The 6,834-nt window shown below is 71.5% G+C and carries 8 protein-coding genes; 4 read left to right on the top strand and 4 right to left on the bottom strand.

The features are described 5' to 3' along the window. The 4 genes from E1262_RS09915 to E1262_RS09900 all read left to right on the top strand — a co-directional run. A partial coding sequence (locus tag E1262_RS09915) for a GAP family protein (protein ID WP_203453719.1) occupies positions 1-370 on the top strand: 370 nt, incomplete at its 5' end. 27 nt (positions 371-397) lie between these two features. After that, positions 398-553 (top strand): ribbon-helix-helix domain-containing protein, encoded by a 156-nt coding sequence (locus tag E1262_RS09910; protein WP_116949353.1) that lies wholly within the window; start codon positions 398-400, stop codon positions 551-553. Continuing rightward, positions 550-1,269: a hypothetical protein gene (locus E1262_RS09905; protein ID WP_132102958.1), complete on the top strand. Its 720-nt coding sequence runs from the start codon at positions 550-552 to the stop codon at positions 1,267-1,269. Before E1262_RS09910 ends, E1262_RS09905 begins: the two co-directional genes overlap by 4 nt. 191 nt (positions 1,270-1,460) lie before the next feature. After that, entirely contained in the window at positions 1,461-2,243 is a 783-nt protein-coding gene (locus tag E1262_RS09900; protein WP_132102957.1) for an LLM class F420-dependent oxidoreductase, read from the top strand. 21 nt (positions 2,244-2,264) lie between these two features. On the opposite strand, the gene folE is transcribed toward E1262_RS09900, so the two are convergent. The 4 genes from folE to tilS all read right to left on the bottom strand — a co-directional run bounded on the left by folE (position 2,265) and on the right by tilS (position 6,820). Beyond that, positions 2,265-2,864, bottom strand: coding sequence for a GTP cyclohydrolase I FolE (folE, locus tag E1262_RS09895; RefSeq protein WP_203453718.1), 600 nt, complete (start codon positions 2,862-2,864; stop codon positions 2,265-2,267). A gap of 5 nt (positions 2,865-2,869) precedes the next feature. Further along, positions 2,870-4,891 (bottom strand): ATP-dependent zinc metalloprotease FtsH, encoded by a 2,022-nt coding sequence (ftsH, locus tag E1262_RS09890; protein WP_132102956.1) that lies wholly within the window; start codon positions 4,889-4,891, stop codon positions 2,870-2,872. Positions 4,892-5,104: 213 nt separating this feature from the next. Continuing rightward, positions 5,105-5,656 (bottom strand): hypoxanthine phosphoribosyltransferase, encoded by a 552-nt coding sequence (gene hpt, locus E1262_RS09885; RefSeq protein WP_132102955.1) that lies wholly within the window; start codon positions 5,654-5,656, stop codon positions 5,105-5,107. 198 nt (positions 5,657-5,854) lie between these two features. Then, a complete protein-coding gene (gene tilS / locus E1262_RS09880; protein WP_132102954.1) occupies positions 5,855-6,820 on the bottom strand; it encodes a tRNA lysidine(34) synthetase TilS in 966 nt (321 codons plus the stop codon). Positions 6,821-6,834: the final 14 nt, after the last annotated feature.

The following is a 6,834-nucleotide window of genomic DNA, read 5'->3' as shown; positions in this document are numbered from 1 at the left end:
GCGGGGGGTGGGGCGGGCGCCGACGGTCCCGGCGATGGTCGGCCTCGGCGTCACCACCGGCCTGCTGGAGGCCGCGACCGCGCTGCCGTACCTGGCCGCGATCGGCCTGATGACGTCGAACGAGCTGAGCCCGGCGCAGTGGGCGCCACTGCTGGCCGGCTACAACGTGATCATGGTGCTGCCCGGCGTGCTGCTCTTCGTGGTCTGGCGGGTTGCCGGCGACCGGGTGCGGACACGATTCGAGCGGTTCCGCGACTGGCTGCAGGCCAACTCCGCCGAGACGCTGGCCTGGATCATGGGCATCGCCGGCGTCCTGCTGGTCCGCGACGCGGTGTACGTGCTGAACACCGAGTTCCGGTTCTTCGGCTGAGGCCGGCGGCGCGCTAGCATCCTAGCCATGGCCGACAAGGTGCAGTTCAACGTCTACCTGCCGCCGGACGTTGTCCGTGCAACCAAGCACCGCAGCATCGACGAGGAGCTGAGCCTCTCGGCGTTCGTCGAGAAGGTGCTCCGGCAGTACCTCGCCACCGCCGAGCAGGAGGATCCCCGATGACGCTCACCGTCCATCCGGTCCGGCACACGCCACACGCCGACGAGTGGGTCCGGGTCGTCGAGGCGCTCGGTGGCGTCGTCACCGGCCGTGACGGCGACCGCGTCGACCTCACGCTGGGGCACGGCCGGGTCGCCGTCGTCCGTGCGAGCGAGCCCGGCGCCGAGCTCGGTTTCGAGGCGCCCGACCTGCTCGCCGTCACCGCGGAGTGCGAGCGCAACGGGCTGGCGACGGTGTCGGCCGACGGGCGGCTGGAGGTCACCGGGCCGGACGGCTTGCGGGTCCACGTCGACGAGCACCCGCCGGCCGCGCCGCCGCCCGGCGCCGACCCGGCGCTGTCCACGCTGCCGCTCTGGTACTCACCGGACGTCGCGGGCGCGGCCGGAGTGCTGGACCGCCTCGGGCTGGCGGTGCGCATCGCGTCGCACTCCGGCGACTGGGTCGACTTCGTCGCACCCGGCGGCGGATTCGTGGCGGCGCACGCCGCCGACCGGCCCAGCGTCCAGCTCTCCTTCGAGTACGACGGCGACGTCCGCCCGCTGGCGGCCCGCCTGACCGCCCACGGCCTGGCCGCGTCCGTCGTCGACGAGAACTACGGGCTCACCGTCCGGCTGCCCGACCCCGACGGCACGGGCAACATCTGGGTGAACGAGGTCCAGACCGACCTGCACGGATACCGCCGGGCCGACACCCGGGAGGGCCGGGCAGACCGGCGATGAGATGCGGCCGGAGGCTCCCTCGATATCGTCGGTGCGAGGCGCCGAGCCAGGGCGACCATACCTGCGGCCATGCCCGGCCCGACGACATCTGAGCGTTGACGGCGTCGCCGCCGGAATGACGTCGAGAGGTGGTGGGGTTGTTGCAGACGGCCGGATCCCCGGCCGTCCCCCGAATCACGAACGAGGCATTCATGACCCGACCGATCCGTATCGGTGTCCAGATCCAGCCGCAGCACGCCGACTACCGGGAGATCCGCCGCGCCGCGGCGGAGGCCGAGGACGCCGGCGTCGACATCGTCTTCAACTGGGATCACTTCTTCCCGCTGCGCGGCGAGCCCGACGGCAAGCACTTCGAGTGCTGGACGATGCTCGGCGCCTGGGCGGAGCAGACGTCGCGGGTGGAGATCGGCGCGCTGGTGAGCAGTGTCGGTTACCGCAACCCCGAGCTGCTGGCGGACATGGCCCGCACCGTCGACCACATCAGCGACGGCCGGCTGATCCTCGGCATCGGCGGTGGCTGGTTCCAGCGCGACTACGACGAGTACGGCTACGAGTTCGGTACCGCGGGCAGCCGGCTGGACGACCTCGGTGAAGCACTGCCGCGGATCAAGAGCCGCTGGTCGAAGCTGAACCCGGCGCCGACCCGCGACATCCCGATCCTCATCGGCGGCGGCGGCGAGAAGAAGACGCTGCGCCACGTCGCCGAGCACGGCACCATCTGGCACGCCTTCGGCGACGCCACCGTGCTGCGCCACAAGATCGAGGTGCTGGACGGCTGGTGCGCGACCGTGGGCCGCGACCCGAACGAGATCGAGCGCTCGACGGCGGTCAGGGGGCGGCCCCGCGCGGCCGCCGAGGAACTGGTCGAGCTGGGCATCAGCCTGTTCACGCTCAGCGCATCGGGCCCGCTGTACGACCTCGGCTCGCTGGCCGACTGGGTCGCCTGGCGCGACCGAGTCAACGCAACCGCCTGAGCCGGTGAGAACGGCCGGCCGTCAGCGGCCGATGATCAGGCTCATCGCCTCGGCCCGCGTGGTGGCGTCGCGCAGCTGGCCGCGGACGGCGCTGGTGAGCGTCTTCGCGCCCGGCTTGCGGACGCCGCGCATCGTCATGCACAAGTGCTCGGCCTCGATGACGACGATGACGCCGGCCGGCTTGAGCAGCTCGACCAGCGAGTTCGCCACCTGAGACGTGAGCCGCTCCTGCACCTGCGGCCGCTTGGCGTAGACGTCGACCAGCCGGGCCAGCTTGGACAGCCCGGCGATGCGCCCCGAGGGTCCGGGGATGTAGCCGACGTGGGCGTAGCCGTAGAACGGAACCAGGTGGTGCTCGCACATCGAGGCCAGCTCGATGTCCTTCACCAGCACCATCTCGTCGTGGCCCAGCTCGAACGTCGTGGTGAGGACTTCGGCGGGGTCCTGGTGCAGGCCGCGGAACATCTCCGCGTAGGCCCGGGCGACCCGCGCCGGGGTGTCGAGCAGGCCGTCGCGGTCGGGGTCCTCACCGATCGCGACCAGCAGCTCGCGGACAGCGGCCTCCGCCCGGGCATGATCGAACCGCCCCGGCGGCACGGGCAGCACTGGTTCCGCGTTCACGTACCTCAGCCCTCGGCCTGGCCCTCGGGCTTCGGCACCGGCGGGAGCACGGGCGTCGGGTCCGGCGCGACGGTGATGGCGGCGTGCTCGTCGGCGTGGTGGCCGTTCGTCGACACCTTGATCGGGAACGCCACCGGACCGCGGTCGGACGGCTTCCGCGTGGCCGAACCCGTCCACGCCGGACGGCGGCCGCGCTTGCGGATGGGCGCGAAGACCTCGGCGACCTCTTCCTTGTTCAACGTCTCGCGTTCGAGCAGCGCGACGACCAGGTTGTCGAGCACCTCGCGGTTCTCGACCAGGATGTCGAACGCCTCTTGGTGCGCGGTCTCGATGAGCTTGCGCACCTCTTCGTCGACGACACCCGCGACGTTCTCGGAGTAGTCGCGTTCGTGCCCCATGTCGCGGCCGAGGAACGGCTCGGTCCGGTCGGAGCCGAACTTGATGGCGCCCAGCCGCTCGGTCATGCCGTACTGGGTGACCATGCGGCGGGCCAGCGTGGTGGCCTTGTCGATGTCGTTGGCCGCGCCCGTGGTGGGGTCGTGGAAGACGAGCTCCTCCGCCGCCCGGCCGCCCATCATGTAGGCGAGCTGGTCGAGCATCTCGTTGCGCGTGGTGGAGTACTTGTCCTCGTCGGGCAGCACCATGGTGTAGCCGAGGGCGCCGCCGCGCGGCAGGATCGTCACCTTGTGCACAGGGTCGGTGTGGTGCAGCGCCGCGGCCACCAGGGCGTGCCCGCCCTCGTGGTAGGCGGTGATCCGCTTCTCCGCGTCCTTCATCAGCCGCGAGCTCTTCTGCGGGCCCGCAACCACGCGGTCGATCGCCTCGTCGAGCGCCTGCGGCGTGATCATCTTCTCGTTCTTGCGCGCCGTGAGCAGGGCGGCCTCGTTGAGCACGTTGGCGAGGTCGGCACCGGTGAAGCCCGGCGTGCGGCGCGCCACCGCGCGGAGGTCGGCGTCCTCGGTCAACGGCTTGCCCCGGGCGTGGACGCCCAGGATCTTCTCGCGGCCCTCGAGGTCGGGCGGCTCGACGGCGATCTGCCGGTCGAAGCGGCCCGGGCGCAGCAACGCGGGGTCGAGGATGTCGGGCCGGTTGGTGGCCGCGATCAGGATGATGTTGGTCTTGATGTCGAAGCCGTCCATCTCGACCAGCAGCTGGTTCAGCGTCTGCTCGCGCTCGTCGTGACCGCCGCCCATGCCGGCGCCACGGTGCCGGCCGACCGCGTCGATCTCGTCGACGAACACGATGGCCGGCGCGTTCTCCTTGGCCTCCTTGAACAGGTCGCGGACCCGGGAGGCGCCGACACCGACGAACATCTCGACGAAGTCGGAACCGGAGATGGAGTAGAACGGCACGCCCGCCTCGCCGGCGACCGCGCGGGCCAGCAGCGTCTTACCGGTACCGGGCGGGCCGTACAGCAGCACGCCCTTTGGGATCTTGGCGCCGACCGCCTGGAACTTGCCCGGCTCCTGCAGGAACTCCTTGATCTCGTGCAGTTCCTCGACCGCCTCGTTCGCGCCGGCTACGTCGGCGAACGTCGTCTTCGGCGCGTCCTTGCTGGCGAGCTTGGCGCGCGAGCGGCCGAACTGCATGACCCGGCCACCGCCGCCCTGCATCTGCGTCATGAAGAAGAAGATCAGCGCGCCGAGGATCAGGAACGGCAGCAGCGTGCCGAGGATGCCCCACAGGATGCTCGGCTGCGGCACCTCGATGTTGTACGTCTCGAGGGAGCTGCCGTCGGCGTCGTGCAGCTGCTGCAGCGACTCCTGCAGCTGCAGGCCCTGGCCCTCGACGTACTGGGCGACGATCTTCGTGTCGTCGCCGTCGGCCAGGGTGAGCTCGATCTCCTGCGTCTCACCGCCGGTGATCTTCGCCGACTTGACGTTGCCCGCCTCGATCTCGGAGACGATGCGAGAGGTGTCGACCTCCTCCGCACCGCCGGCGCGGTCGAGCACACTGCTCAGCACGATGGCGGCGAGCACGAAGACGAGCAACCAGATGAGTGGTCGCGTGAATCGCTTGGCGTTCATGATGCGAGACCTGGCGGCCTCGTACCTCCTGTGATCGGCTGGCTTCAGCACACGCCGCGAACGCCCGGCATGTCCACCGAAGGTGTCGGATCGTCCGACGATACCTTGCGCGGGCCTACTCGACCATTCCGGCAGGTCTGTTACATAGTACGAACGTCGCAGGTGAGCCGCCGTGTTCCCGGCGGGCTCCACGACTCCGTCACACCGGGGTCGTCAGCTGTACACGTGCGGCGCCAGGGTACCGACGACCCGCAGGTTGCGGTACCGCTCGGCGTAGTCCAGGCCGTACCCGACCACGAACTCGTTGGGGATGTCGTAGCCGACGTACCTGACGTCGACGGACGTCTTCGCGGCCTCGGGCTTGCGCAGCAGCGTGCACACCTCGACCGACGCCGGGCCGCGCGAGCGCAGGTTGGAGACCAGCCACGACAGCGTCAGCCCGGTGTCGATGATGTCCTCGACGACGAGCACGTGCCGGTCGGTGATGTCGGTGTCGAGGTCCTTCACGATGCGCACGACGCCGCTGGACCGGGTGCCCGAGCCGTAGGACGAGATGGCCATCCAGTCCTGCTCGACGTGCCGCGACAGATGCCGGCTGAGGTCGGCCATGACCATGATCGCGCCCTTGAGCACGCCGACGAGCAGGAGGTCCGTGCCCTCGTAGTCGCGCTCGATGGCCGCCGCCAGCTCGGCCAGCTTGCCCTGGATCTCCTCCTCGGTCAGCAGGATCTTCTCGAGGTCTGCGTCGACGTGTTCTGGATCCACGTGCGCAGCCTTTCACACGGTCGGCAGGCGAGGTGCGGCGAGTGCGGTGACGGCCGTGATCATCGCCGATCGCCGGTGTCCTGCCGCCAGCGATCGCCGTTGATCATGGAGAAGACGGGGTTCCGGGTGCTGGGAACCCCCAGTTCGCCATGATCAACGCGACGGTGTGAGTTTCGAACGGCACGTACGGCGCACCCGTCAGCGCTGCGCCGTGAACCGCAGGACGCCGTCGCGGCGGGTGGCGCGCAGGCCGCCGGGGAGGTCGATGCCGGCCTGCCCGCGCCACGCGGTGACGAGCGCGTCGACGGCGGCGACGTGGGCCGCGGTGAGGTCGGTGGCCGGGCTGCCGGCGGCTATCGCGGCCCGGCGCAGCACCCGCCAGCGGACCGCCCGCGGCAGCTTCGCCAGGTGGTCGACCGGCAGCGGACCGTCCGTGCCCACCGCGGCGAGCACGGCCTCGGCCTCGGCGTCCAGGGCGTCGGCGTCGGCGCGGGCCAGTTCGGCGGTGCGGGCCAGCGCCGCGGCGACCCCAGGCCCGAGCTCAGCCTCAAGCACAGGCAGCACCCGGTGCCGAACCCGGGCGCGCGCGTACGTGACGTCGTCGTTGTGCGGGTCCTCCCACGGCGTCGGCCCGGCCGGCAGTGCGGCCCGCACGACGCCGCGGCGCAGGCCGAGCAGCGGCCGCCGCAGCACGCCCGACCGGTCCGCCATGCCGGACAGGGATCGCGGACCGGACCCGCGGGCCAGTCCCAGCAGGACGGTCTCGGCCTGGTCGTCGAGGGTGTGCCCGAGCAGCACCGCCGCCGCGCCCACCCGCGTCGCCGTCGCGGTCAGCGCCGTGTACCGGGCCGCCCGCGCGTTGCCCTCCGGCCCGTCCGGCCCGTGCGACGCGTCGACGTGCACCGTCACGACGGGGTCGAGCCCGAGCCCGCACAGCGCCGCGGCGGTCGATCGGGCGCGCTCCGCCGAGCGCGGCTGGAGGCCGTGGTCGACGCAGACGGCGCCGGCCCGCAACCCGCTGCGGCCGGCCACCCACGCCGTCGCCGCCGCGAGGGACAGCGAGTCGGCGCCGCCGGAGCAGGCGACCAACACCGTGGCGCCGTCCTCCAGGTCCGCGAGTGCCATGCGGACGGCCCGCCGGACGTCGAGGTGCGGGTGGGCCATGGCCGGACGGGCGG

The organism is Jiangella aurantiaca (assembly GCF_004349105.1).
In the GTDB taxonomy this organism is placed as follows: domain Bacteria; phylum Actinomycetota; class Actinomycetes; order Jiangellales; family Jiangellaceae; genus Jiangella; species Jiangella aurantiaca.
The sequence above is the reverse complement of the archived record's forward strand: the minus strand, read 5'-3'. Positions and strand labels throughout refer to the sequence as shown.

Excerpts from the sequence above, each read along its gene's own strand:
- E1262_RS09910 (WP_116949353.1), top strand. The coding sequence starts at position 398 with ATGGCCGACAAGGTGCAGTTCAACGTCTACCTGCCGCCGGACGTTGTC.
- E1262_RS09900 (WP_132102957.1), top strand. The coding sequence starts at position 1,461 with ATGACCCGACCGATCCGTATCGGTGTCCAGATCCAGCCGCAGCACGCC.
- tilS (WP_132102954.1), bottom strand. The coding sequence starts at position 6,820 with ATGGCCCACCCGCACCTCGACGTCCGGCGGGCCGTCCGCATGGCACTC.
- E1262_RS09905 (WP_132102958.1), top strand. The coding sequence starts at position 550 with ATGACGCTCACCGTCCATCCGGTCCGGCACACGCCACACGCCGACGAG.
- ftsH (WP_132102956.1), bottom strand. The coding sequence starts at position 4,891 with ATGAACGCCAAGCGATTCACGCGACCACTCATCTGGTTGCTCGTCTTC.